The following is a 25,201-nucleotide window of genomic DNA, read 5'->3' as shown; positions in this document are numbered from 1 at the left end:
CAGTCACTTTAGTGACCGCTAAGCCCACCTTTGCCTCTAGGGAAACTCTGAAAAAGACTTCCTAATTTGGCAAAATCTCCGGACACCAGTCGCCGAGCTTTTCGATGATGAAACAGATGACCTTCGCCGACGCCGAGTATGCCGGCAAGCGCAAGCAGACCCGTAAGGAATTGTTCCTGATCGAGATGGATCAGGTGGTGCCCTGGAAAGGTTTGATTGCCCTGATTGAGCCCTATTATCCAAAAGGAGAAGGTGGCCGGCCCGCCTACCCACTGATGGCGATGCTGCGTGTTCATCTGATGCAGAACTGGTTCGGCTACAGCGATCCGGCGATGGAAGAAGCGCTGTATGAGACGACCATCCTGCGTCAGTTTTCAGGCCTGAGCCTGGAGCGAATTCCAGACGAAACCACCATTCTCAACTTCCGTCGTCTGCTGGAAAAGCACGAGTTGGCGACCGGGATTCTCGGCGTAATTAATGGTTATCTGGGCGACCGTGGCTTGTCGTTGCGTCAAGGCACCATCGTCGATGCCACGCTGATTCACGCGCCCAGTTCGACCAAGAACAAGGATGGCAAACGCGATCCTGAGATGCATCAAACCAAGAAAGGTAACCAGTACTATTTCGGCGCCAAGGCTCACATCGGCGCCGACGACGAGTCAGGCCTGGTGCACAGCGTGGTAGTAACAGCGGCCAATGTGGCAGACGTCACGCAGGTTGCCAAACTGCTGCACGGCGAGGAAAACGTAGTCTGCGCCGACGCAGGTTACACCGGGGTCGAGAAGCGCGAAGAACACGCTGGGCGCAAGGTCATTTGGCAGATTGCCGCCCGCCGCAGCACTTACAAAAAGCACGGAAAACGCAGTATTTTGTACAAGGCGATCCGCAAAATCGAGAAGGCCAAGGCCCAGGTTCGCGCCAAGGTCGAGCATCCGTTTCGGGTCATCAAACGCCAGTTTGGCTATGAAAAAGTGCGCTTTCGGGGCTTGGCCAAGAACACCGCGCAGATGGTGACGTTGTTCGCCCTGTCAAACCTGTGGATGGCCCGCCGACATTTGTTGGCGAGCGCAGGAGAGGTGCGCGTGTAATGCAGGAAATGGTTACCGCAAAAGGCTTTGCAGCGGCCGAAAGAGCTAAAAAGCGAAGATAATTGAGCAAATTTCGACATGCATCTTTTTTTGAAAAGTGCTGAGGACTCGGTAGCCGGAAAACATCCGGCTACTTCAGACCTTCCCTAGGCGGCCTTTGGCAAAGCTGCTACTCTCGGCGCGCTTTTTGATCAGTCATAAAGCGAAAAAAGCGTCTACTGCATACTTCCAAACACAAGAAAATCATCGCTTCGAGCGATGTGAAGAATTCGCTATCGCTACGGAGTCGGCTGAATGAATGAAAACTTCTGGAAGGACAAGTACCCGTCCGGTATCCCCGTTGATATCAATCCCGATGAGTACCCCAATGTCCAGGCAGTCCTGAAGCAGTCCTGCGAGCGTTTCGCGGACAAGCCGGCATTCAGCAACCTTGGCAAGACCATCACGTATGGCGAGTTGTATGAGCTGTCCGGCGCGTTCGCGGCCTGGATCCAGCAGTACACCGACTTGCAGCCGGGCGACCGTATCGCCGTACAGCTGCCCAATCTTTTGCAGTACCCGATCGCCGTTTTTGGTGCCATTCGCGCCGGCTTGATCGTGGTCAACACCAACCCGCTGTACACCGCGCGGGAAATGGAACACCAGTTCAATGACTCCGGCGCCAAGGCGCTGGTGTGTCTGGCCAACATGGCGCATCTGGCCGAAAAAGTCGTACCCAAAACCCAGGTCAGGACAGTCATCATCACTGAGGTGGCCGACCTGCTGTCGCCGCTCAAGCGCCTGCTGATCAATAGCGTCGTCAAGTACGTGAAAAAAATGGTCCCGGCCTACCACTTGCCGCAGGCTATCAAGTTCAACGACATCCTGGCCAAGGGCCGTGGCCAGCCAGTAACCGAGGTCGCGCCCGCCGCCGCAGATATTGCAGTCCTGCAATACACCGGCGGGACCACCGGTATTGCCAAAGGGGCGATGCTGACCCACCGCAATCTGATCGCCAACATGCTCCAGTGCCGGGCGCTGATGGCTTCGAACCTCAACGAAGGTTGCGAAATCCTCATCACGCCGCTGCCGCTGTATCACATCTACGCCTTTACCTATCACTGCATGGCAATGATGTTGCTCGGTAACCACAACGTTCTGATCAGCAACCCGCGTGACCTGCCTGCGATGGTCAAGGAACTGTCGAAGTGGAAATTCACCGGCTTTGTCGGCCTCAATACCCTGTTTGTGGCGCTGTGCAACAACGAAGGCTTCCGCAATCTTGACTTTTCCGCACTGAAAGTCACGCTGTCTGGCGGCATGGCCTTGCAACAGGCCGCCGCCGAGCGCTGGAAGCAGGTCACCAATTGCCCGATCTGCGAGGGTTACGGCATGACCGAGACCAGCCCGGTGGCGACCGTCAATCCGATCCAGAACATCCAGATGGGCACCATCGGCATTCCGGTGCCCTCGACGCTGTGCAAAGTCATCGACGATGCGGGCAACGAGGTGGCGTTCGGCGAACGCGGCGAACTGTGCGTCAAGGGGCCGCAAGTCATGAAAGGCTACTGGCAGCGCCAGGACGCCACCGACGAGATGCTCGACGCCGACGGCTGGCTCAAGACTGGCGATATCGCGATCATCCAGCCCGACGGCTACATCCGGATTGTCGATCGCAAGAAGGACATGATTCTGATCTCCGGTTTCAACGTCTACCCCAACGAACTGGAAGACGTACTCGCCACGCTGCCCGGCGTGCTGCAATGCGCGGCAATCGGCATACCGGACGAGAAATCAGGGGAAAGCATCAAGGTCTTCGTCGTCGCCAGGCCCGGCGTGACGCTGACCAAAGAGAAAGTCATGGAACACATGCGCGCCAACCTGACCGGCTACAAGGTCCCGCGCAGCGTGGAATTCCGCGACGTCCTGCCCACCACCAACGTCGGCAAGATCCTGCGTCGCGAGTTGCGTGACGAGGAAATGAAGAAGCTGGGTGTGAAGAAGTAGGCATTCTGCGTTGCACTGCGCATTCAGGATCGGACGCAGAGCGTCCATAAAGGCATTACCACCAGAGCGTGGGAACGTTAGTCGAACCGGTACATACGGTACAACTGGCGCAACCGAGGTCACCGGTTTCAGGGCTGCTTCGCAGCCCATCGCAGCCGTCGTAACCTCCTGAAGCTCCTGGGTCCTCCAGGCAGAGGCCCATATTCCGGGCTCTTCAGGGCTAGTGCACAACAATAAACCCAGAGGCAGGAGCGATCGTTGGCACGTTTGGCTGACGCGCAGCGATACGTGTAGAACCGGTATCAATTGAGGATGGTTGCTCCACGTTCCCACCGCAATCTGCGACAATCCGCACCTGCCATTTGAAAAAGACCCTGCGCGCCTGATGACCGACGAATCGCCCTCTATCGACCAACTCCTGAAAAACCTCGACCAAGCGATGATCAGCGAACGCCATCGTCTGCGCCGTCAGTTGCACGAGCTGCGCAAGAAGCCCGACGAGGCGAAGCTGGCTCAGTGGGTGGCGCGGGTTCATGCTTCGTGCGCCCAGGTGACGGCGCGGCGTGAGAGCGTGCCGGCGATTCGTTATGACGATAACCTGCCCATCGCCGCCAAGCGTGACGAAATCAAAGAAGCGCTGCTCAAGCATCAGGTGTTGATCATCGCCGGCGAAACCGGCTCGGGCAAAACCACCCAGTTGCCGAAAATCTGCCTGGAAATCGGTCGCGGTCAGCATGGCCTGATCGGTCATACCCAGCCGCGCCGGATCGCCGCACGCAGCGTGGCCAGCCGGGTCGCCGAGGAGATTGGCACGCCGCTGGGCGCGCTGGTCGGTTATCAGGTGCGTTTCGAGGATCAAAGCGACAGCAATACCCTGATCAAACTGATGACCGACGGCATTCTGCTGGCTGAAACCCAGCATGACCGCTTTCTTGAGCGTTACGACACGATCATCGTCGACGAAGCCCACGAACGCAGCCTGAACATCGACTTCCTGCTGGGCTATCTGAAGACCCTGCTGCCGCGTCGTCCGGACCTCAAGGTCATCATTACCTCAGCCACCATCGACCTGCAGCGCTTTTCCGAACATTTCAACGATGCGCCAGTGATTGAAGTGTCGGGTCGCACCTTCCCGGTGGACGTCTGGTATCGACCGCTGACCAGCGAGCAGGACGAAGAGGGCAACAGCGTCGAAGACGATCTGACGGTCGATCAGGCGATTCTTGCCACCCTGGAAGAGCTTGCAGACTTTGAACGCAGTGAGCGCAAGAGCCCCGGCTATGTGCTGGTGTTCTTGCCCGGCGAACGCGAGATTCGCGATGCCGCCGAAATGCTGCGCAAGGCCCAGCTCAGGCACACCGAGATTCTGCCGCTGTACGCACGGCTTTCACCCGCCGAACAACAGCGCATCTTTCAGTCGCATCCCGGCCGTCGCGTGGTGCTGGCCACCAACGTCGCGGAAACCTCGCTGACCGTGCCGGGTATCCGTTACGTGATCGATACCGGGACGGCGCGCATCAGTCGTTACAGCTATCGCGCCAAGGTTCAGCGTCTGCCGATCGAAGCCGTTTCCCAGGCCAGCGCCAACCAGCGTAAAGGCCGTTGCGGGCGGGTCGAGCCAGGTCTGTGCGTGCGCCTGTACAGCGAAGAGGATTTCAACGGTCGTCCCGAGTTCACCGATCCCGAGATTCTGCGCACCAACCTGGCGGCAGTGATCCTGCAGATGCTGCACCTGCGATTGGGTGAGATCACCGATTTCCCGTTCATCGAGCCGCCCGACGGCAAGGCGATCAGCGATGGTTTCAACCTGTTGCAGGAACTGTCGGCGGTCAATCGCGAGAATCAGCTGACCCCGCTGGGTCGCCAGCTGGCGCGCCTGCCGGTCGACCCGCGTATGGGGCGCATGCTGCTGGAAGCGGCGCAACAGGGCAGCCTGCAAGAAGTGCTGATCGTCGCCAGTGCCATGTCGGTGCAAGACGTGCGTGAGCGGCCGCCCGAGCGCCAGCAGGCGGCGGATCAGGCGCACGCGCAATGGAAGGATGCCGATTCGGATTTTGCCGGGCTGGTCAATCTGTGGCGCGGCTTCGAAGAACAGCGCCAGACGCTGACAGCCAGCCCGTTGCGCAACTGGTGTCGGCGTAACTTTCTGAATTACCTGCGCCTGCGCGAATGGCGTGATTCCCATCGGCAACTGAGCCTGATCTGTCGCGACCTGCAACTGACGGTCAACAAGGAGCCGGCGGACTACCCGAAATTCCACAAGGCCATTTTGTCTGGCCTGCTCAGCCAGATCGGGCAAAAAGCCGACGAGGGCGACTACTTGGGCGCCCGCCAGCGACGTTTCTGGATTCACCCGTCTTCCGGGCTGGGCAAGAAGCGTCCGCAGTGGCTGATGACTGCCGAACTGGTCGAGACCACCAAGCTGTACGCGCGCATGGTCGCGAAGATCGATTCAGACTGGATCGAGCCGCTGGCCGGGCACCTGATCAAGAAAAACCACTTCGAACCGCACTGGGAGAAGAAGCGCGGGCAGGTGGTTGCGTTCGAGCAGATCACCCTGTTCGGCCTGATCGTGGTCGGTCGTCGTCCGGTGCATTACGGGCCCATCGACCCGGTGGTATCGCGTGAATTGTTCATTCGTGAAAGACTGGTGCGTGGCGATATCCTGTCCCGGGCCAAATGCCTGACCGCCAACACCCGTCTGCTGGAGCAGCTCGACGAACTGGAAGCCAAGGCTCGTCGTCGCGATATTCTGGCTGACGAAGACACCCTGTACAGCTTCTACGAAGCGCGAATTCCGGCCGAGATTCACCAGACGGCGACTTTCGACAGCTGGTACAAGACCGAGAGCCAGAAGAACCCGCAGCTGCTGATCATGCGCGAAGAAGACGTGCTGGCCCGCGAGGCCAGTGAAGTCACTGCAGCGCAGTACCCGGACACCTTGAGCCTGGGCGATCTGAGCCTGTCGCTGAGTTATCACTTCGAGCCCAATCATCCGCGCGACGGTGTGACCTTGCGTGTGCCGGCGCCTTTGCTGTTGTCGCTGCCCGCCGAGCGTCTTGAATGGCTGGTGCCGGGCTTGCTGGAGACCAAGTGCATCGCGCTGGTCCGCAACCTGCCCAAAGCCGTGCGCAAGAACTTCGTGCCGGTCCCGGACTTTATCAAGGCGGCCCTGCAACGCATCACCTTCGCTGAAGGCTCGTTGCCGCAGGCACTGGGCCGCGAGCTATTGCGCATGACCGGCGCGCGGGTCAGCGACGAAGCCTGGGCCGAGGCTGCGCAACAGCTTGAAGGCCATCTGAGGATGAACCTGGAAATCGTCGACGGTCACGGCAAGTTTCTCGGCGAAGGGCGTGATCTGGCCGAGCTGACGGCACGTTTCGCGCAAGCGAGCCAGGCGGCGCTGGCGGTGCCGCAAAGCGCGAAACATCAGCAGCCGGTGGAGGCCAAGGTCTTCGCCCCGGTGGCGCAGAAGACGCAGCAAAACATTGCCGGGCTGTCGATGACGGTCTACCCGGCGCTGGTCGAAGAGGGCGGTACGGTCAAGGAAGGTCGCTTCTCCACTCAGGCCGAAGCCGAGTATCAGCATCGGCGTGCTTTGCAACGCTTGTTATTGCAGCAACTGGCCGAGCCCGCGAAGTTCTTGCGCAACAAGCTGCCGGGGCAGACCGAACTGGCCCTGCTGTATCGCGAGCTGGGGCGTATCGATGCGCTGGTCGAAGACATTCTGCTGGCCAGTCTCGACAGTTGCGTGCTGGAAGGTGAAGCCGAACTGCCGCGTGACGGTGCCGGCTTGCTGTCGCTGGCCGAGCGCAAGCGCGCTGACTGGACCGAGCATGCCGAGCGGCTGGCGAAGCTGACTCTGGAAATTCTCACGTTGTGGCACGGTTTGCAAAAGCGCTTCAAAGGCAAGATTGACCTGGCTCAGGCGGTGGCCCTGAACGATATCAAGGCGCAGCTCGGCAAGCTGGTGTATCCCGGGTTTGTCCGCGAAACACCGGCGGTCTGGCTCAAGGAGTTGCCGCGCTATCTCAGAGCCATCGAGATGCGTCTGGAGAAACTGCCCGGTCAGGTGCAGAAGGACCGGGTCTGGAGCATCGAGCTGGCGGGCCTTTGGGCGCAATACCGGGCGCGCGCCGACAAGCATGCACAGGAAGGCAAGCGCGACCCGGAACTGGCGCTGTATCGCTGGTGGATGGAAGAGTATCGCGTGTCGCTGTTCGCTCAACAGCTGGGTACCAAAATGCCGGTGTCTGACAAACGGTTGAGCAAGCAGTGGAGTCAGGTAGAAGGCTGATGTTGCGCCACCTGTCAGCGGGTTAGCGGATGGCTATCGGGGCTATATTCATTGGCTGATAGCGCCAAAACCGGGCTGTATGGCACACTCCGCGCCTGTCTTCACCGTGTCATGAAATGCTGCTCGTTGTTGTGAGCCGCTTTTACATTTGCACTGGCGTGTGGGCCCCGATAAAGCGCGGGCCTTCACATGCCGTGCCTGAGCAGGTCATTACCTGCAACTCAATAAAAGAGGAACGACCGTGCACAACGTCGTCATCAGCGGCACAGGCCTGTTTACCCCGGCCAACAGCATTTCCAACGAAGAGCTGGTGCAGTCTTTCAATGCCTGGGTTGCACAGTTCAACAGCGAGAACGCAGCGGCCATCGAGCGCGGTGAAGTGCAAGCGCTCAGCGAATCCAGCGCTGCGTTCATCGAGAAGGCGTCGGGCATCAAAAGCCGCTTCGTGATGGACAAGCAGGGCATTCTCGACCCGCAGCGTATGAAGCCCAACCTGCCGGAACGCAGCAATGACGAATGGTCGATACTCTGCCAGATGGGGGTTGCAGCCGCCGAGCAGGCATTGCAGCGCGCAGGCAGAACGGCCGCAGACATCGATGGCGTGATTGTCGCCTGCTCCAACCTGCAGCGGGCCTATCCGGCGATCTCCATCGAAATTCAGGAAGCGCTGGGGATCGCAGGTTACGGTTTCGACATGAACGTGGCCTGTTCGTCGGCAACCTTCGGCATTCAGGCTGCCTGCAACAGCGTGCAGCTTGGCCAGGCGCGCGCCATGCTGGTGATCAGCCCGGAGATCTGCACCGCACATTTGAATTTCCGTGACCGCGACAGCCATTTCATCTTCGGTGATGGTGCGACCGCCGTCGTGGTCGAGCGGGCTGACCTTGCTACCTCGCCTTACCAGTTCGATATCGTCAGCACCCGTTTGCTGACCAAATTCTCCAACAACATCCGCAACAACTTCGGCTTCCTCAACCGCACCTCGGGCCAGGGCCAGAATGCCCCGGACAAGCTGTTCGTGCAGGAAGGGCGCAAGGTGTTTCGTGAGGTGTGCCCGATGGTGGCCGAGCTGGTCAGTGCGCATTTGCAGGACAACGGCATTAACATCAGTGACGTAAAGCGCTTCTGGCTGCATCAGGCCAACCTGAGCATGAACCACCTGATTACCAAGAAGCTGCTGGGCCGTGATGCCAGCATCGAAGAGGCGCCAGTCATTCTCGACACGTATGGCAACACCAGTTCGGCCGGTTCGGTCATTGCGTTTCACACCTATCAGGATGATCTGCCCAAAGGCGCGCTGGCGGTGCTCAGTTCATTCGGCGCAGGTTATTCGATCGGCAGCGTGATTCTGCGCAAGCGCTGAGAACGCTCGATCAGGAGAGTAGCGCTCTAGCAGAGAGCGCTACTGGTCATGTCATATCCCGCTATGTCACATGCTCCTCTTTGGGTCGTTATCGTGTGGGCTTTTCAAGAAGCCATCGCCGGTATCGATCATGTTCTCTGTCAACATCGCACCTGAAACGCAAGCAGCGTCTGCTACGCAGCTTCCCGCACAGCAACTCGACGCTACGCCCTTCGAAGCAGACCATCCCAATGGCGGGTTCATCCGCGACAATCTGCCAGTGTGGTATCTGAACGCACCGGCAACATTGCGTCATGCCCTGCACGCCAGCCAGCAGAACGGCCTGCGCTCCTGGCATGTGCTGGCGCCCATCCGTAATCGCCTGATATCGGCGCAGGAATTTGCCGCTCCGTTGCTGTTGCAGGCGTTTTCCGAGCGCTTCAAACTTGCGCTGGACGTTGAAGCCTTCCAGCTGATGACCTGGCGTTACGACAGCGCCTGGAATCCTGCGCCCCTTGAGTAAACACTTTTGCAGGCCGCCTTGCAGAACTTCGCCACCAGCGATCGAAGCCGGTTCGATCCGTATTCGGCAATCCTGCGCACAGGTGGCTTGCGGTACCGGCTGATCGACAGCGCTGAACGAAGGTACAAGGTCGAATACAAGGATCGCCTCAATATCAATCTTGAGCAGTTCGCTGATTTTTGCCACGACCTGGACCTGGGTGCCCGTTATCAAGCCCATCTGAACAGCGTATTCAAGCCTTCCTCGCCCGATGCTGCAAAGGCGGTTGCGGCTGCTTTCATTGGCTGTGAGCGTGATGCTGTCGAGGTGCTCGCACACACGGCCATGATGAAGAGCGATATTAGCGAGGCGGCTTATCAGATGCTGCTGAATATGTTGAAGCCTGCCGGGCCGCGACGCTGGGATGGCAAAGGCCTGCGTTACTGTCAGTTGCACATGCTCGATACCTACGCTTTTTCGGGCTGCCTTTTACACGGTGCCCTGCTGATTCAGCAGAATATTCCCGACCCGGACAGCGGGCCTTGCCTTGTCTATCTGCCCGCGGAGCCCTCAAATCCGATCAAGCAGTACGCGTCGCTACGGGCCTTCAATGCCAGCCTCGTGCAAGCGCTCGACAGCGAAGGTTATCGGCGCTATTTCAGCCGTTTCATCAGCCTGAGCCAAAGTCCGGAGTTCTTTTCCAGGCTGAAATCGCGGCTCTATCCCGCCCCGGCGCACACGCTGGACGTCGACGCTGACCTGCTGTTACAGCCCCAGCCCTTTTCGAAACCGCCTTTCGAGCTGCTTTACGAACATTTGCTGGCCAAAACCTACGGTGATTCACGAGCCATCGCGGTGCCGTCTGCGCAGGCGGATCAACAAGCCCGTGATGCACTGCTTGAAAGCCTGAAAGATAACGGCATGAATGTACTCAACGCGGCCGGGCTGTTTGTGCCGGTGCTGGGCGAAGTCATGGCCGTGGTTGCGATCTATCAGCTTGCCAGTGCAGCGTTCGTAGCCTACGAAGACTGGACTCACGGTGAAGTGGAAGAGGCGATGCAACACATTTACAACATTGGCGAAAATATTGCCCAGATGCTGGTGCTGGGAAGTGTCGCGGGCGCAGTCGCGCGGCTTGAACCGTCGATGTTCATTGAAAGCCTGGTGCAAAAGAGAGTGAACGGATCGATCCGTCTTGGAAAGCCATCGGTCAACGCTTTTGCGGATACCGTCAGCCTGCCTGAAGGGCTGGTCGTCAACGCTTTGGTGCTCTACGAGGTGGACGGCAAGACCTGGCTGCCTCTGGATGGCAAACTGTATCGCGTCGAGGCGGATGCGACCGGTGCCAACTGGCGCATCAAGCACCCGGTGGATGAACGTTCGTACTCGCCGACGCTGAAACACAACGGTGCCGGCATCTGGCACCACGAATGGGAAAATCCCATGGGCTGGGATGAAGTCAAGGCGTTCCGGCGTCTGAGCCCGGCCTGTGATGCCTTTACCGAGGACGAAATCCACAAGGTCATGCGCATTACCGGCACCAGTGAAGGTGTGTTACGCCAGATACACGTCGAAAGCCTCCGGCCTCCGGCCTTGTTGAATGATGCCATTCAGCGCGTGGCGATCGAGCGGGAGCTGCAAGGCTGCATTGAGGCACTCTAGGCCGACGACCTGCCAGAAGTGTCGGTAGTCTACATCCAGCCATGGATGAAGCTGCTGGCTTCGTCGCCGCGTTGGCGAACGGATAGGGGGTTGCTGCTGGTCGATGCTGACGGGAACATGCTCGATGCCTGGAACGCAGGTCGGCAGATGACGCTTTCCTCTCATGTGGTGGGGCCGACAGGCAATCTGACCCAAGTGCTCGGGCAATTGCTGGAAGGGCTGACATCCGATGAAGTCACGCTTCTGACCGGCACCGGCAGCACAGACAAAACCGCTCGGGTTCAAGGCTTGAGGCGTCATCTGGCCGACTACGCTGAGCTCCATGTGGAGCGACTGCTTGACGGTGTTCAGGCACTGGAGAATCGTAGTAGCGATCCGCTGGTCGAACCGCTCCAGCGCGACTTTGGCAGGCTGCCTGACAGCGTCGCCCTTGAGCTCGTCAGCATGGCAAGTGACGCTGACAAAACATGGATGACTTCAGAGAAACGAATCCCTCTGGAGCTTGCCGAGCATGCCCGGGAGTATCAGCAGCAACTGAGGATAAACCGCGCCATCGAGGGTTTCTACCGCAGTTCGACCGACAATCCGGATACGCATGTTGCAGGGCTTGGTCTGTTGCGAGACCTGCCGGGCTGGCGCGGTGATATTTCCATCGATCTGCACAGAGACACGCTGGAGGGGGATGAAATCGCGAGCCTCGAAAGCACCCGCGCCAGTGCCGTGCACCGGATTCTGGTCAGCACCGGGGAGGGGTTCAAGCGCTTCAACCATTTGGGCGATTCGCTGGGTGACGCCGCCCAACCTTTTTTCAGCGCCCTGCTGGATACCTTCACTGATGAGGCGCGTATCAATCTCGAGCTGCCGCTGACTGCGGACGCGGAGCAACTGCGCATTCTGTCTGGGCGTATCGCCTCGGCTCGGCGTGATCGTGTCGCTGAGATACTGCGCATGCAACCGGCCAGACCCGGGCTCAAATGGCCGCAGCGTTTACCGGATGGTCGAACGGGTTACCCCATGAGCGGGCGCATGCGTGGTTTCTTTCGTAGGCTGGGTATCGGTGCTTCCAGTCACTCGCCTGAGCTGGCGGTAAAGAGTCTGTTCCCGGATTTTTCCGATGCCGAGGTGACGGGCTTTCTGATCCGGTTGCGCGCCGAACATACCGGAGCCGCCGGGCAGTTGCAGGATTTCGTCCGACAACGTCTGCGCAGCCTTGCCGATGAGCTGCGCAACCTTCAGACCACCTTGGGCACATGGGTAGATGAAACGCCATTCTCTACGCTGCGCACGGCGCGGGAAATTGCGACGAGGCGCATTCACGGGTGCTGGAGAAGACTCAGTGTCCACTGCAGAAACTTTCAGGGTGAGTTTTTAGGCTATGCGCTCGATCTGGACAATCTACGCGTAGGGGAAATACCGGAAATCGCCGCCAGCTTTGCCCATGTCGCGGTATTGAAAGCGCGCAACATGCAACTGACTCAATCGCAAACGGACGTACTGCTGAGGAATTTCAGCAATGTGCGATCGCTGAGTCTGGACTTCAACGACCTGCACTCCATGCCGGCGTCGATAGCACACATGACGCGGCTTACAGAATTGTCACTCAGCCATAACCCTTTGCAGTGGACTGAAGCGTCCAACACCATTTTGCGAAATCTGAACCGACTGGAGATTCTGGACCTCAACTTTTGCGCACTGGGAGCCGGTGCGGGCATTAGTGCAATCAACTCATTGCGCCTGCTGTTTTTGCGCGGTACGGGTATTGAAAGGTTGCCCCAGTGGAATTGGTTACGGTCTGATTTGATTCGTATGGATCTGCGCGATAACAGCATTTCGGAAATATCGCTCGATGAGCTGGATAATATCGATCGCTCGCTCAGCTCCTCTCGCCTTCATCTGCATCTGAACGGCAATCCGCTGAATTCCCCGACACTGGCGCGTATCAGGCAGTTTCGCGAAGGCAGGCTCCGACCGCGCTGGGGTGTTACCCAGAACGTTCAGCCCCCAGCGGTCGGGCCGGACAGCACGCCTTGGCTTGCCGGTCTTGATCGTGAGCGAATGACTGTCCGGACAAGGCTTTGGCAAGATCTGCGCGCCAGCGCCGGATCTACCGATTTCTTTCAGATGCTGAGTGATCTGACGCACTCGGCTGACTTTTCCAACAACCGGGAAGAACTCACCGAACGCGTCTGGGCGATGATTATGTCGGCCGCGGCAAGCAGGGATCTACGCTTTCAATTGTTCGATCTGGCCGCGCATCCTCAGACGTGTGGCGATGGACTGGCGTTGATATTTGGCGACATGGAGATTCATGTGCAGGTGTTCTCGATCATGTCGTCCGCATCTGAAGCCGCGCAGCCACTGGCGCTGTTCAAAATGAGCCGTAGCCTGGACCGTCTGGATCAACTGGAAAAAATTGCCCGGCGAGACATTGTGCGGCGTCAGGAAATGCGCGAGCCCGTAGATGAAGCGGAAGTGCGGTTGGCCTATCGCATCGGTCTGCAGGCGCGACTCGAGCTGCCCGGTCAGCCCAGGACCATGTTGTTCAGCAATATGGCGAGGGTCACCGATACGGATCTGGAGGCTGCATACACTGAAATAACCACCCGTGAAAGTTCTCGGGCTTTTTTTGAGTCGCTGGTCGCCAGAGAGTTCTGGATGAATTATCTGGAAGTTCGTTATGCCCCCGATTTCGAACCGGTAAAAATGCCGTTTCTCCAGCGTCTCGCGGCTCTGGATGAACTGCCGCCGAATCAGCAGTCCGATCAGCAGTATCTCGATCAGATTGCGCAAATAGCCAAAGAGCGTGAGCAGGCGGTCAATGATTTCGCGATCAGTCTTTCCAGGCAGATTTCGGCCACGATGAACACAGGGCCTTAATAAGGGATACTCTTCACTACGTCTGCTCACCGGGGAACCTGCATGCCCGTTCACGTTATCGACAGCCTCAGCACCGTTGCGCCTACTCAATGGGATGCGCTGGTGACGGGAAACCAGCCGTTCCTGCGCCATGCGTTTCTCAGTTCGCTGGAAGACAGCGGTAGCCTGGGGCCGCGTTCGGGCTGGCGCCCCGAACATGTGCTGCAGTACGAGAGCGAGCAGTTGGTTGCGGCGTTGCCGGCCTACCGCAAATGGCACTCGTATGGCGAGTATGTGTTCGATCACGCCTGGGCAGACGCTTGCCGGCGGGCCGGAATCGCCTATTACCCCAAGCTGCTGGTGGCCGTGCCGTTCAGCCCGGTTGGCGGCTCGCGAATTCTGTCTGCAACGCCTCAGGGCGGCATCGAGCTGCTCAGCGAGTTGCCGGCGTATCTGCAACGCGAAGGGCTGTCGAGCGCCCATGTGAACTTCACTGACCCGGCTGCCGATGCGTTGCTTGGCACGCAGTCGGGCTGGCTGCAGCGAATCGGTTGCCAGTTCCACTGGCATAAACGTGGCTACCGGGATTTTCAGGACTTTCTTGACGCATTGAGTTCGCGCAAGCGCAAACAGATGCGCAAAGAGCGTGAACAGGTGGCGGGGCAGGGCATCGCGTTTGAATGGCTCGAAGGCGCGCAGATGACCGAAGTGCTGTGGGACTTCGTCTATGCGTGCTACTCCAATACCTACGAAGTCCGTGGGCAGGCGCCTTACCTGACCCGCGAATTCTTCAGCCTGCTGGCCGAACGCATGCCCGAGTCGATCCGGGTGGTGATCGCGCTGCAAGGCTCACGCCCGGTGGCCATGGCCTTCAGCCTGATCGGTGGTGACAGCTTCTACGGTCGCTACTGGGGCTGTCTGGCTGAATTCGACCGCCTGCACTTCGAGACCTGTTTCTATCAGGGCATGGACTACGCCATCGCCCACGGCCTGCAACGCTTCGACGCCGGTGCTCAGGGCGAGCACAAGCTGATCCGCGGCTTCGAGCCACAGATCACCCGTTCGTGGCACTACCTGATGCACCCCGGATTGAAGGACGCCGTGAGCGAGTTTCTGGATCAGGAGCGGGTCGGGGTGCTGGCGTATGCCGAAGATGCGCGGAGTGCGTTGCCGTATCGGCAGGCGGACTGACCGATCAGATGCCCCTGTGGAGCGGGGCGGCGATCCGCATTGCTCGCGTGGGCTGCCGCTAAAAGTTTGCGTTGATCTTGTGGGAGCGAGCCGGGCGACGCTTCGCTTGCTCGCGAAGGTGGGCTGAGCTTAAATTTTTGGCGTTCATACTGGTCTCTTCGTGAGCAAGCGAAGCGTCGCCCGGCTCACTCCCACAAATCCGGTTCACAGCCAGCAAACTGTCGACGTTCAATCCACCCCCACAAACCCGCCGGTCTGGTGCTGCCATAACCTGGCATACAGCCCGCCCCGGGCCAACAGTTCGGCGTGGGTACCGGTTTCGGCGATCTGGCCTTTTTCCAGGACCACCAGCCGATCCATCCGGGCAATGGTCGACAGGCGGTGGGCGATGGCGATGACCGTTTTGCCTTGCATCAACGTCTCCAAGCTCTCCTGAATCGCCGCCTCGACTTCGGAATCGAGTGCCGAGGTGGCTTCGTCCATGATCAGAATCGGCGCGTCCTTGAGCAGCACCCGGGTGATCGCGATACGCTGGCGCTGACCGCCGGACAGTTTCACACCGCGTTCACCGACGTGAGCATCGAAGCCGGTGCGGCCTTCAGAGTCCGACAGCAGTGGAATGAACTCGTCGGCGCGGGCCTTGTGAATGGATTCCCAGAGCTGTTCATCGGTGGCGTGCGGATTGCCATACAGGAGGTTTTCGCGAATCGAGCGATGCAGCAGCGAGGTGTCCTGAGTGATCATGCCGATCTGCGCACGCAGGCTTTCCTGCGTAATCTCGGAAATATCCTGGCCGTCGATCAGAATCCTGCCACCTTGCACGTCATACATGCGCAACAGCAGGTTCACCAGCGTCGACTTGCCCGCGCCCGAAGGCCCGATCAAGCCGATTTTCTCACCCGGTTTGATGTCCAGGTTGAGGTTGTGAATGATCCCGTTGCCGTTGCCATAATGGAAATCGACGCCATCGAACTTCACGCCGCCCTTTTCGATCTTCAGCGGCAGGGCGCCGGGCCGGTCGTTGACCGTGACCGGTTGCGAAATGCTTTCCAGGCCATCCTGCACGGTACCGATGTTCTCGAAGATGCCGTTGACCACCCACATGATCCAGCCGGACATGTTGACGATACGAATCACCAGGCCTGTGGCCAGCGCAATCGCACCGACCGAGATCATCGATTGGGTCCACAGCCACAGCGCCAGCCCGGTGGTGGTGACAATCAGCACGCCGTTCATGCTGGTGATGGTGGCGTCCATCGAGGTCACGACGCGGCCGGCCAGCTGACTTTTTTCGGTGTGATCACGCATCGCCTCGCGTGCGTACTGCTGTTCGTGGTTGGTGTGGGCGAACAGTTTCAGCGTGGTGATGTTGGTGTAGCCATCGACAATCCGGCCCATCAGCCGGGAGCGCGCATCGGACGAATCCACCGAACGCTGCTTCACTCTGGGCACGAAGTACATCAGGGCGAGGATGAACGCCGCGATCCAGGTACCCAGCGGGATCATCAGGCGCCAGTCCGCTTCAGCGAACAGCACCATGGCGCTGACCGCGTAGATCAGCACATGCCACAGCGCGTCCACCGACTGCACCGCCGAGTCGCGCAGCGAGTTGCCGGTCTGCATGATGCGCTGGGCGATGCGCCCTGCGAAGTCATTCTGGAAGAAGTTCACGCTCTGCTTGAGCACGTAGCTGTGGTTCTGCCAGCGAATCAGGTTGGTCATGCCAGGGCTGATGGTCTGATGCACCAGCAGGTCGTGCAGGCCGACAAATATCGGGCGCAGCAGCAAGGCCACGACCATCATCCAGATCAGCTCCGAGCCATGAATGCTGAAGAAGTCTTTGGGCGGTGTGCTTTGTGCCAGGTCGATGATACGGCTCAGGTAGCTGGACAGCGACACCTCGATCAGCGCCCCGATCAGCCCGACACACAGTAGTGCGGTGAAGGTCGGCCATACCTGACGCAGGTAGTACATATAAAACGCGAAGACGGTATTGGGCGGGGCAGCGGTAGGAGCGTCTTTGAAGATGTCGATCAGCTTTTCAAAACGACGATAAAGCATTGGCTATCAGACCCACGCAGGGTGGGCTCTCCTTGATAAATAGAGGCTGTCCCGGCCGTGCCGCACGGGCCGGGAAGGCTTCGTGCGGTACAGGTTTCCGATCAGTCGACGCGCTTGGCGGACTTGATCAGGATCGGGTCGACAGGCACGTTTTGCATGCCTTTCTGGTTACTGGTGCGGGCGTTGACGATGTTGTCGACCACGTCCATACCTTTGACGACTTTGCCGAATACCGCATAACCGAAGTCACGGGCACCGTTGTCGAGCATCGCGTTGTCGTTGGTGTTGATGAAGAACTGGCTGGTGGCCGAGTTCACGTCCGAAGTACGGGCCATGGCAATGGTGCCGCGCACGTTATGCAAGCCATTTTGCGCTTCGTTCTTGATCGGGCCCTTGGTGGGCTTTTGAACCAGTTGCTGGGTGAAACCACCGCCCTGAACCATGAAGCCCGGAATCACCCGGTGAAAAATGGTGTTGCTGTAAAAACCGCTGTCGACGTAACCCAGAAAATTCGCAGTGCTGAGCGGCGCTTTGGTGTCTGCCAGTTCGATTTCAATCTGCCCGAAGCTGGTGTCGAGTACCACATGCGTGGCCTTGTCTTGAGCTGCCATCAGGTTGGCGGCAAACAGCACGGAGCAGGCGGTGAGAGCGATTTTTTTCAGCATGTGGCAACGCGTCCTTCATTGAGAGATATCGACTGTGGCCGCCAAGGAAAGCACGTTTGGCCTTTTTTGCCCAGCGCTCGAAGGTCTGCGCTGCGGCAGGCGAACGATCCGCACACGGTTTTCAGACCCCGGTACTGTCGATGAATTCCAGCAGCGTACGATTGAATCGCTCAGGCTGATCCAGCGGCGTGGCATGCCGGGAGTCGCTGATGACGACCAGTCGGGCATTGGGCATGCGTTTCACGTAATCCTCTTTGAGCGATACCGGCGTGTAGTCATGCTCGGCCGCGATGACCAGGGTCGGGCAGGTGATGCGCGCCAGATGCTGTTCCACGCCCCAGCCGACGATGGCGTCAAAACTGGCGAGGTAGGCGCGCTTGTCATTCCTGCCCCACCGCTCGGCCATCTTGCGCCGCAGCTCGGCCTGCTCCGGTTTGGGAAACAGCAGCTTGCCCAAAGCCTGTCCCAGGGTTGCCATGCCGACAACGCGCGACAGCGTCCAGCGTCTGGCCCATTGCCAGAGATCACCCGGGCTTCGGACTTTGACCTGCGGCGCACTGTTGACGATGCACAGGCTCTTGAGTAACGCAGGCTGATCGACGGCCAGTTGAAAGCCGACCATGCCGCCCATCGACAGGCCGACCACATGCACCGGGCCGAGTCGGAGGTGTTCGATCAGCGCTTCCACGTCGTTGCTCATGCCCTGAATGCTGTAGCGCTCATGGGGCTTGTCCGAGCGCCCGTGGCCGCGCAGGTCCATGACGATGACGCGATAGCGCGCGGCCAGCGCCGGGATCTGGTACTCCCAGTCCTGACAGCTGGACCCCAAGCCGTGCAGCAGCAGGACCGGTTCGCCCTGGCCGTATTCTTCATAGTGCAGCGTGCACTCGTCATGTTCGAAGAACGCCATCTGTCTACTCCTGTCAGGCGTGTCGGGGTGCTGGCAGCGCAGCGGTCAGTGGTGCGGTGTCAAAACTGCGGATCAGATCGACCAGAATCTGCGTCGCCGGGCCCAGCGGTTTGTCTTTGCTGGAATAAAGATAGAACGTCGGGTTGCGGACGCCACCCTTGTCGAGCGGCAGGGGCTTGAGCAGCCCTTCGCGCAACTCGCGTTCGATCATGTGCCGCGGCAGCCACGCAAAACCCAGGCCGTTGCTGACAAAGGTCGCCGCGGTGCCGAGACTGCCGACCGTCCAGCGCTGTTCGGCGCCCAGCCAGCCGAAATCTCTCGGCTGCTGCCTGCCTGAGTCGCGAATCACCACCTGCAACTGGCTTTCCAGGTCTTGAAAGGTCAATTCGCGATTGGCCTGATGCAGTGCGTGGTCCGGGTGGGCAACGGCGACGAACTCGACAGCGCTCATTTCCGTGCCCAGATGGCCTGCGATGCTGTAGCCGCTGATGGCCAGATCTGCGACGCCTTCGAGTAACACTTCTTCGACCCCGGACAGCACCTCCTCGCGCAGACGAACCCGACAGCCGCGGCTTTGCGGCATGAACGCGGTCAGCGCCCTGACCAGCCGTGCCGATGGGTAGGCCGCGTCGATCACCAGTCGCACCTCCGCTTCCCAGCCCTGTTCCATGTGGTGGGCGAGGTCTTCCAGCTGGCTCGCCTGTTTGACCAGTTGCCGCGAGCGCCGCAGTAACACACCGCCGGCCTCGGTCAGCACGGCCTTGCGCCCGTCGATACGCAGCAGCGGCACGCCGAGCTGTTCCTGCATGCGAGCCACGGTATAACTCACGGATGATTGCGAACGGTGCAAGGCTTCGGCCGCCTGGGCAAAACCGCCATGATCGACAACGGCTTGCAACGTGCGCCACTGGTCGAGCGTCACGCGGGGCGCTTTCATGCTGTAATTCCTCTTTAATACTGGCGGTTGTTCTATTCTGACTACATCGTCCCGGAGACTGCCGAATGAATCGACTGTGTTGTTTACTGCTGGTCATGTTGCCTTTCACAGCGTTTGCGTACCCCATCGAAGTGGAAAAGCAGTACCAGGGCGTGAAGATCGACTACGCAACCCATGATGTCTATCACGACACCGGGGCGATCACCGTCAACAACTACGGTGACGTAGACGCCAAATGTTCAGTAGTGTTCACCAATGGGCCAGAAGCGCCGCGTACCCGGCGTGTGCAAGTGGGGGCAGGCAAGAGCGTTGACGTGTCGTCCAAATTCAATCGCAGCATTATCAAGTTGCGCATCAGACTGACCTGTCAGCCAGCCTGAGAGTAGAGCGCTCTTATGGATAAAACAAATTTATGGATGAGGGGTAGAGAGGCTTCGCGTTTCTGATCGATGCGTGGGATTTCAAGTGAGGTTTTGGCGGGTGGAACTCACAAACTGCGGCACGCCGCACACTCAAGACCGGACGCAGAGCGTCCAGAACTGCTTATCGACGCGGAGCGTCGGTACGATAACCAAAGGCCTACGCGGAGTGCAGGCACGATAGTTGCGATTATCGTTCCTTACGCTCCAGCGTAGAAATGCATTGGATGACGCTCTGCGTCACAAAATCTGCGCCGCGCTGCACAGTCAGGATCGGACGGGGAGTTTACAGAACGGCATACCTACGCAGAGCGCAGGCACGATAGTTGAGATTCGACCGTGAGCGCGGAACATGGTCGCTCTCAGACGATAACGTCAGCCGCCTGCAGGCTCTGCACGCCGGTCAGCTGGATTTCGAAATCCGCGCCAACGTTGTCGTCGATGTTGCCGTACAGCACGCCATCGGCGAAGCGCAGCTCGCCTGTGTTACCGGCGCTGAACGCAGCATTGCCGATGAACACGAAAGCATCCGCGTCATCGGTGGACGGCCGGGCATCGAAGGCAGAGAAGTCCAGTTTGTCGCCTTCCGCCACCTTGAAGCCGTTAATGATGTCGCGCAGTGCGCCCATACCCACGTCGTTGGCACTGTTGAACACATAATGATCGGCACCGGTGCCGCCAATCAGCGTGTCCGCGCCTGAACCGCCGATCAGCACATCGTCGCCCGCGCCGCCGGATAACGTGTCATTGCCTTCGCCGCCGATCAAAACGTTGGCGTTCTTGTTGCCGGTCAGCGCGTCGGCGAACTGGCTGCCCGTCAGGTTTTCCGTGCCCTTGAGGGTGTCCAGCCCGGAGCCGCCAGTGGCCTGTTGAGCGCTGGTGTTCAGCGCGACCGTGACGCCAGCGGTGGCGAACAGGTAAGACACCGTGTCATTGCCATCGCGGCCGTCGAGCACGTTATCGCCAGCGCCTGCATACAGCACGTTGTCCAACGCGTTACCGGTGGCATTGGCGCCGACGCTGCTGGTGATCACCAGATTTTCCAGATTGGCCCCGAGGGTGTAACTCGCCAGCGAGCTGTAAACCGTATCGATGCCGCCGGTCTGGGCATCAGTCGCGGTTTCGACCACCCGGTCAGCTACGTCATCGACGACGTAGCTGTCCGAACCGTCCCCGCCCGTGAGCAGGTCAGCGCCCGCGCCGCCGTCAAGAATATTTTTGGCCGCATTACCGGTGATGACGTTTTTCAGCGCGTTACCCGTGGCATTGATGGCAGAAAACCCGGTCAGCATCAGGTTTTCCACATTCGCCCCCAGCTCCCAGCTGACGGAAGACACCACGGTATCGATCTGCGACGGCGAGTCGTTGCTTTCGGTGACGGTGTCCAGAGCGTTGTCGACGACATAAATGTCATTGCCGTCGCCGCCTGTCATGTCGTCCGCGCCCTGATCACCGTCCAGAATGTCGTTGCCGGTGCCGCCAACCAGTGTGTCGTCGTCGCTGGTGCCGAAGATGTTGCCACCTTCGTTCTGACCGCCGCTGACAATGTCGGCCGGATTGTTGTTGTCGCCAGGATTGCCGCTGAAACCCAGGTCGTTGGCGATGAAATCGGCCAGTCGCTGACCGACTATTTCGGCCGACTCTTCGTGCAGGTGCCAGACGTCATCGGGGTACACCAGCGGGTTGACCTCATAGCGTAACGGCAAATCGTTGTAATCCACCGCCAGCTTGACGTCGGTGCGCTCATGGGCGATGGCTTCCTGCGCATTGCGCACATATCCCACGCCTTCGACGATGGCGCTGATTTTTTCCTCGGTGTAACCGCGAGCCTTGGCTGCGTCCGTCTGGTAGTGACCGGTTTCGGCCATGTACACCGTGAAGTCGCCGATCTGCGCGTGCAGGTAGTCGAACACTTTGAGGGGCGACGCTTTGTACAAATCGGCTGCCGCCTGTTTGTCGGTGGCGCGGGCTATCTCCTGAGCGCCTTCTTCGCCCTGGCTCCAGACAATGCCGGTGGTGACTTGATCGAGCGTACTCAGCGTCGCCAGTTGGGCCTTGAGCAATTCGGTGGCGCGCAGCAGTGCCGGTCCCGGCTGATCGGTGTCGGTTAGCCACCAGGAAACACGCTGTTCTTCCTGCGTGCCGGTCGAGTAGCCAACCACGGTGCACGGTGCTGCCGCCCACGGCGAGGTCGATGGGGTCGCCATTGGCATCGTTGAACTGGCTGCGCACGTCGTAATCGGTGTAACGGATCAGGTCCTTGACCATCTCCGAGGTGCCGGACTGGTTATCGTCTTCGGTCATGCGCAGCAGTCGCGCGTTGGATTGGCCCAGCGTCGGCAGGTAAAGGATTTCCTGGGATTCACGCTGGCCGAACACGAAATCGGCTTCGGTCAGGGTATCGATCAGGCTGCCGCTCAAGGCAATTTCGAAGCGATTGTCATCGGCGTCGGGCGTTGCCGACTTGACGTAAGTCTTGTCGCCCGCTTCGTTGAGGGTCATGTACAGCGTGTGGTTTTCGCCGTTGCCCAGCCCCAGGAAGCCCAGCGCAGAGACGTCGATCTTGTCCTGGCCGGAGGTGAAATCAGCGATCGTGTCGGTGGCTGTCAGACCGCCCGCTTCATAATTGCGGTAGTTGTCGGTGAGCGTGCTGTAAACGAAGGTGTCGGCATTCGCTCCGCCGTACAAGGTGTCCCGGCCTGCGCCGCCGTTGAGGATGTCGGCGCCGGTATCGCCACGCAGCGTGTCGTCGCCGCCCAGGCCCAGAAGCGTGTCGTCCCCCTCGGTGCCGTACAGCGTTTCGGCGTTTTGAGAGCCGGTCAGCGTGCCCGGCGCGACGTTGCCCACGTTGATGGCGAAGCTGTCAGCCACCGAAGCACCGGTGGCGTCGCTGGCCGTCAGCAGTATCGAGTACAACCCGGATGCCGTGCCGCCAGGCGTACCGCTGAAAGTCAGAGTCTTGCTGTCGAATGTCAGCCAGTCGGGCAGGGCGCTGTTGTCGGTCAGGGTGGCGCTGTAAGTCAGCGCGGTGCTGTCCGGGTCGCTGAAACTGCCGGGCTGCACGGCGTAGGAAAACGCTTTGAGTTCGGTCACGTTCTGATCGATCAGCGGCGTATTGAGCACCGGAGCCTGGTTGGTGGCCGACGCGGTGGAAAAAATGAAGTTGGACGCGCTCAGTTTGTCGAGCAGGTTGCCTTCCAGTGCGATTTCGAAGCGGTTGCCGGTGGTGTCGACGGCGTTGGTCTTGACGTAGGTCTTGCTGCCATCGGCATTCACCGACAGGTAAATGGAATTGGCGCTGCCATCGCCCAGACCGCGCAGGCCGATGCTGGAAAGGTCGATGCGGTCTTCAGCCGTGTTGAAATCAGTGATGGTGTCGCTTTGCTTGGTGCCACTGGCGTTGTAGTTGCGATAGCTGTCCAGCCGCGAGGTGTAGATGAAAAGATCCGCCCCGGCGCCGCCGGTCAGGATATCGGCATCGGCACCGCCGGTCAGGGTGTCCGCACCCGCGCCGCCGTTTAGACGGTCCACGCCAGCATTGCCGTTGATGAGGTCGTTGCCCTCGGTGCCGGTCAGGGTATCGCCGCCTGCGGTGCCTTCAATAACACGCTGGAACATGAAGTGACTGGCATTCAGCGTGTCTTTCAGGTTGCCGCTCAGCCCCAGCTCGAAGCGGTTGCCGCTGCTGTCCGCGTCGAGCGACTTGATGTAGGTACGGTCGAGGGTCGCGTTGTAGCTGATGTTCAGCGTTCCGGCCTTGCCGCTGCCCAGCCCGGTGAAGCCGAGGTTCGAAAGGTCGATGCGGTCCTGGCTGATGTCGAAATCGGACACCAGGTCGGTCGCGCTGACAGTGGCGGTGCGATAGCTGTCGGTCAACTGATCGAAGCGGAAGGTGTCGGCACCCGCGCCACCGCTGAGCTTGTCGGCACCCGCTCCGCCGACCAGAATGTCGTCGCCCGCGCCGCCGTTCAGGGTGTCCTTGCCCGCAAGGCCGAAGATCAGCTCGTTGGCCGCGCTGCCCGTGATGATGTCGTTGGCTTCGCTGCCTTGCACGGTGACCAGCGGGAACGCGTCGCCGGCAAAGCTGCCGTCGCCGTAGACCAGGGTCAGACCCTTGCTGGTGTGGCTGATGGTATTGCCCACGATACTGTTGCGGTCGGTACCGTCTTCGTTACGCTCGGCAACGCCATAAGTGGAGTTGTGGCTGCCGGTGATTACGTTGCCGCGGATCAGGTTGTCGCTGCCGCTGAAGAACTTGCCGGAAACGCCCGAAGTGTCATCGTACGACTGGATGATGATTTCTGGCACCGGAGCACCGAGGGAGTTGTTGCTCAGCGTGTTGTCGAAAACATCCACCCCGGTGCTGCCGTAAATGCGCACGCCCGCGCTGCCGTTGTCATGGATGTCCATGCCGCTGACCGACACTTGGCTGGACAGCTTGATCAGCACGCCCTCGGCACCGTTGCCGTACACCGCGCCGCCGGTGATGGTGATGTTGGCGGGCGACGGAATATTCTCGCTGCCGCGCTGCACCACAATGCCGGTGCTGCCATTGCCGTAGGCGACGTTGTTGCTCAGGGTGAAGTCGTGGGTGCTGGTGACCACGTTGAAACCGTGGCGATCGTTGTCATACGCCACGTTGTTTTCGAACACGCTGTCGCTCAGGTAGTCGGCCACGAAGCCGTCCAGGCCGTTGCCATGCGACACGCTGTTCTTGATCACCATGTTGACGGTCTGCTCGTGCGGGTCGAAGCCGTAGCCCGAGCAGTCCTTGATTTCGACGCTGTCGAGGGTGACGTTCGAGTCCTTGCCGTCGGAGCCCGGAATGTAGCCGTTGAACCAGCCGTCCACTTTGCCAGTGGTGGCGTCCCGGTTGCCGTCCAGGGTCAGATTCTTCATGCCGAAGTCATGCGTTTCTTCGCCGTAGGCCGAGCGCACGATGCCGGTCACCTTGGTGTCCGAGCCGTCAGCGAGCTTGATGATCGTTTCACCCATCCCCGCGCCCGACAGGGTGACGTTGCTCTTGAGCATCATGCAGCCGTCGGACGGCTCTTCGCCGCCGGACACGATGTAAGTACCAGCCCCCAGAACGACTTCGCCGCCCCCTGCTGCCGCCGCCGCATCGATCGTGGCCTGTATGGCGGCCGTATCGTCGGTGATACCGTCGCCCAGCGCTCCGAAGTCTTTTGTGTTGAATATCATGGGGTTGCTCCAGGCGGCGAAGGTTTCAGGTGGGGAAGTCAATATTGCATCGCCGAAGGATAAGACCTTTCGCACAGGAAAAG

At 59.6% G+C, this 25,201-nt stretch carries 10 protein-coding genes and 2 pseudogenes; 7 read left to right on the top strand and 5 right to left on the bottom strand.

Going from position 1 to position 25,201, the window contains the following annotated elements:
- The first annotated feature begins 107 nt into the window (after positions 1–107).
- The 6 genes and pseudogenes from BLT55_RS14975 (at position 108) to BLT55_RS14950 (ending at position 14,924) form a co-directional block, all read left to right on the top strand.
- The gene (locus BLT55_RS14975) at positions 108–1,088 is read left to right on the top strand and encodes an IS5-like element ISPsy2 family transposase (protein ID WP_054078085.1); all 981 of its coding nucleotides are present in this window, start codon (positions 108–110) and stop codon (positions 1,086–1,088) included.
- A gap of 294 nt (positions 1,089–1,382) precedes the next feature.
- Positions 1,383–3,074, top strand: coding sequence for a long-chain-fatty-acid--CoA ligase FadD1 (gene fadD1, locus BLT55_RS14970; protein WP_054080071.1), 1,692 nt, complete (start codon positions 1,383–1,385; stop codon positions 3,072–3,074).
- A gap of 385 nt (positions 3,075–3,459) precedes the next feature.
- Positions 3,460–7,371 (top strand): ATP-dependent RNA helicase HrpA, encoded by a 3,912-nt coding sequence (hrpA, locus tag BLT55_RS14965; RefSeq protein ID WP_055000111.1) that lies wholly within the window; start codon positions 3,460–3,462, stop codon positions 7,369–7,371.
- Between the two features lie 241 nt (positions 7,372–7,612).
- Positions 7,613–8,734 (top strand): beta-ketoacyl-ACP synthase III, encoded by a 1,122-nt coding sequence (locus BLT55_RS14960; RefSeq protein ID WP_055000104.1) that lies wholly within the window; start codon positions 7,613–7,615, stop codon positions 8,732–8,734.
- A gap of 130 nt (positions 8,735–8,864) precedes the next feature.
- Positions 8,865–13,754 (top strand): annotated as a pseudogene (locus BLT55_RS14955) (NEL-type E3 ubiquitin ligase domain-containing protein).
- Positions 13,755–13,796: 42 nt separating this feature from the next.
- Positions 13,797–14,924 (top strand): GNAT family N-acetyltransferase, encoded by a 1,128-nt coding sequence (locus BLT55_RS14950; RefSeq protein ID WP_055000105.1) that lies wholly within the window; start codon positions 13,797–13,799, stop codon positions 14,922–14,924.
- 228 nt (positions 14,925–15,152) lie between these two features.
- Here BLT55_RS14950 and BLT55_RS14945 read toward each other — a convergent pair whose 3' ends face one another.
- The 4 genes from BLT55_RS14945 to BLT55_RS14930 all read right to left on the bottom strand — a co-directional run bounded on the left by BLT55_RS14945 (position 15,153) and on the right by BLT55_RS14930 (position 19,497).
- Positions 15,153–16,985, bottom strand: coding sequence for an ABC transporter ATP-binding protein (locus tag BLT55_RS14945; RefSeq protein ID WP_055000106.1), 1,833 nt, complete (start codon positions 16,983–16,985; stop codon positions 15,153–15,155).
- A 101-nt stretch (positions 16,986–17,086) separates the two neighbouring features.
- A complete protein-coding gene (locus BLT55_RS14940; RefSeq protein ID WP_055000107.1) occupies positions 17,087–17,650 on the bottom strand; it encodes a peptidylprolyl isomerase in 564 nt (187 codons plus the stop codon).
- A 121-nt stretch (positions 17,651–17,771) separates the two neighbouring features.
- A complete protein-coding gene (locus tag BLT55_RS14935; protein ID WP_007248664.1) occupies positions 17,772–18,560 on the bottom strand; it encodes an alpha/beta fold hydrolase in 789 nt (262 codons plus the stop codon).
- A 13-nt stretch (positions 18,561–18,573) separates the two neighbouring features.
- Entirely contained in the window at positions 18,574–19,497 is a 924-nt protein-coding gene (locus tag BLT55_RS14930; RefSeq protein WP_054080069.1) for a LysR family transcriptional regulator, read from the bottom strand.
- A 65-nt stretch (positions 19,498–19,562) separates the two neighbouring features.
- On the opposite strand from BLT55_RS14930, the gene BLT55_RS14925 reads away from it, so the two are divergent.
- Positions 19,563–19,877: a hypothetical protein gene (locus BLT55_RS14925; protein ID WP_055000108.1), complete on the top strand. Its 315-nt coding sequence runs from the start codon at positions 19,563–19,565 to the stop codon at positions 19,875–19,877.
- Between the two features lie 401 nt (positions 19,878–20,278).
- Here BLT55_RS14925 and BLT55_RS14920 read toward each other — a convergent pair.
- Positions 20,279–25,118 (bottom strand): annotated as a pseudogene (locus BLT55_RS14920) (M10 family metallopeptidase C-terminal domain-containing protein).
- Positions 25,119–25,201: the final 83 nt, after the last annotated feature.

Origin of the sequence: Pseudomonas cannabina (genome assembly GCF_900100365.1) — a bacterium.
Classification (GTDB): Bacteria; Pseudomonadota; Gammaproteobacteria; order Pseudomonadales; family Pseudomonadaceae; genus Aquipseudomonas; species Aquipseudomonas cannabina.
The sequence above is the reverse complement of the archived record's forward strand: the minus strand, read 5'-3'. Positions and strand labels throughout refer to the sequence as shown.